The 3,134-nt window shown below is 41.1% G+C and carries 2 protein-coding genes; both read left to right on the forward strand.

The genetic code is table 11. The annotated features are described in order from the left end of the window. The first annotated feature begins 190 nt into the window (after positions 1 to 190). The gene (locus tag ASV53_RS23355; RefSeq protein ID WP_094958902.1) at positions 191 to 370 is read left to right on the forward strand and encodes a hypothetical protein; all 180 of its coding nucleotides are present in this window, start codon (positions 191 to 193) and stop codon (positions 368 to 370) included. Positions 371 to 520: 150 nt separating this feature from the next. After that, a complete protein-coding gene (locus tag ASV53_RS23360; RefSeq protein WP_094958903.1) occupies positions 521 to 2,809 on the forward strand; it encodes a bifunctional diguanylate cyclase/phosphodiesterase in 2,289 nt (762 codons plus the stop codon). Positions 2,810 to 3,134: the final 325 nt, after the last annotated feature.

The raw sequence follows: 3,134 nt of genomic DNA on the forward strand, positions 1-3,134 counted from the left end.
TCCCAAGAACGGTAAAACCAAGACCTCAACGATATGCCAAAAATAAGAAAGCCGCTCACCTTAAGTGAACGGCATTAAACCATTTGGTTCGCCTTTTTCTTTTTATATCGTTACAGCTATTTTATTATTGTCTGCCCTGTCGTTTAAAAATCCAGATGAAAGCACTGGCTAGCCGCATCAGCCTGAAAAGATGAGTGACATAATTAACAAAAAGGTGGGTTATGACGGCGAATACTATGAAACAGAAGATGATGAATCTAGCGTAAACCTACACCCAAAATCCAGAAAATTAGGCACTCCGCTTAACCGCGTCACCATAAACAAAGAAACCCTAGAAATGACGCATGATGTATTCACCGAAGACGAATAACACACTCTTTCTCATCATCCTCATCACCAACATACCATCTTTCATTCTGTTTAATTGTGTTAGGAAACGTCAAAATCCTGACTAAAACATTGTTCATTTTGTGGTATTTCAGTAAAATTATGTCACGACAGCGGTGGCCATATAATTCCAATGAAATTAAGTACCTCAAGTAAAGAATCAGTAGATCAGACGCACGCGCACTTACCTTCGCAGGATCAGCCTATTCTGATGCAGGCAGACTGCCCTGAACAGCTGATGCAGAATAACACGCAGTTTATTCGAGCGATGCGCAATGCTAACCCTGAGGTATGGGACTGGAATATAGATACTGATGAGGTTTACTTTTCACCGCAATGGAAGGCGATGCTGGGCTATCAAGAAGAAGAGCTTGAAAACCATCTGAGTACATTGGAATCGCTAACCTCGCCTGAAGAGTGGGCTGCATTAGTAGAAAAAGCCGATCAATACATTACAAATCGGTCTGGTTGTTTTGAAGTTGAGCTTCGTTTACGTCATAGACAAGGGCATTTTGTATGGGTACGAGGCAGTGCCTTCACTTTGTCTAATTCTGCCCATAGCCCCCCCAGCCATCTTATGGGATTTCTGGTTGATATAACCGCACAGAAAAAAGCAGAGAGCTTGAACACTTGGACTGCTAAGATCCTTGAAATGATCGCAAAAGGTGCAAGTACAGTAAGCGTTTATACCGAGATTGCCTTAATGTATGAAAGCCGCCACCAAGGTTTACGCTGCTCTATGCTAGAACTTGATGGCGATACATTACTGCATGGTGGCGCACCTAGCCTACCAAAGGCGTATTGCGATGCTGTTCACGGTCTTAAGAATGGTCCTAATATCGGCTCTTGCGGCACCTCAACTTATACTGGGCTTCGCGTACTGGTTGAAGATATTAATACAGACCCTAAATGGGCTGACATCAAGCATGTTGCGCTCCCCTTTGGTATGCGCAGTTGCTGGTCTGAACCGATCAAAAGCTCAACGGGTAAAGTGTTGGGCGCATTTGGTATGTACTACAACCACCCCGCTTTGCCAACTCAAGATGAGTCTGACGACCTTACGTCTGCCGCCATGCTGGCTGGTATTCTGATGGATCGAGATCACAACCAAAAACGCATTCAAGAACTTGCTTTCAAAGATCCGCTTACTGGCTTCGCTAGCCGAGCAAGCTTATATATCGATCTCGACGCCTTTATCGCGCACTCAGCAGCAAATAATCAGCGCTTTAGCCTGCTTTATCTTGATCTTGATAACTTCAAAGACATTAATGATAGTCTTGGCCATGATATTGGCGATCTTCACCTTCAAACCATTGCTACGCAACTGGAGTCGGTGTGCTTATCAAGTCACTTTATTGCCCGTTTAGGTGGCGATGAATTCTGTATTGTGGCAAAAGAAGCGAGTGACACCGTATTGGCTTCAGAAATAGCAACCCGCTATCTCAATGCAGTCTCAACGCCCTGCTATTTATCAGGACGCAAACATACACAAACAAGCAGTATTGGTATCGCATTTTACCCGCAAGATGGTACCGATTCGCAAAGCTTACTCAAAGCCGCAGATACCGCCCTTTACACTGCTAAAGATCACGGTAAAAACCAATATGCCTTTTACAGTAAAGCATTAACAAAACAGGCCGAATATAGACTAAAAGTAGAGCAATACCTTCGTGAGGCTATTGAGAACCAAAGCCTCTCACTCGCGTATCAGCCACAGATTGAGTTACGTACAGGTCTTTGTGTTGGCGTAGAGGCCTTATCACGCTGGTATCATCCAGAGCTGGGGCAAGTATCACCAATTGACTTTATTTCAACAGCTGAACGTATAGGTATGATTCAACCCTTAACGGAGTTAGTACTTAAAACGGCATGCACCCAAGCAGTGAATTGGCAATTACAAGGGCTTGGCTCAATGCGAGTCGCCATAAATATTTCTCCTAATCACTTTTTAGATCCTGACTTTATTCCTTTAATTAAGCGAGTAATTACAGATACAGATATTCAAGCGTCGAATCTAGAATTAGAAGTTATCGAAACTGTCGCACAAACTGAGCATAAGAATCTCCCAGTGTTTGCTGAACTCAAAGAACTTGGCGTTCTATTAGCTATTGATGATTTTGGTACTGGCTATTCATCATTCGCATCGCTAAAGCACCTTAAACTTGATTGTATTAAGATCGATAAATATTTCATAGATGACTTATTAACTGACAATAAAACACAACTATTAGTGGGTTCTATAATTGAAATGGCACACAACCTTGGGTGCTCTGTTATCGCTGAAGGCATTGAGGCTCTAGGACAAGTTGAAATATTAAAAAGATTAGGGTGCGATATAGTACAAGGCTATCTATTCTGTGAGCCATCTAGCCCTGATAGTATTACGGCCTTGCTCAGGAATGAATGCGACCATAATTTGTAGTAAATAGGATACATGCTTTTTAAATTAGCATAATAAATATAATAGTTACATACCGTAACTATTATATTTATATGAATTAAAGGTACAACAAATCAAAAGCTTAACAACTTACCACTCATAGGCATGCATTAAACGCATTCATTTATTGAAAAACATCAATATTACTCACCCCACTATTTTTAATATGGTTGCCACCCCCCCCCAAAATACCTGACTTATTTAAAATTAATACAAACCTTCTTTCTAAAAGCATTCATAAATTCTTATATTAACAAGTCAGATTTTATCTTAAAATACAGATTTAATTATTTCACGCTCTTAATAC

Source organism: Photobacterium sanguinicancri (genome assembly GCF_002265265.1).
Taxonomy (GTDB): domain Bacteria; phylum Pseudomonadota; class Gammaproteobacteria; order Enterobacterales; family Vibrionaceae; genus Photobacterium; species Photobacterium sanguinicancri.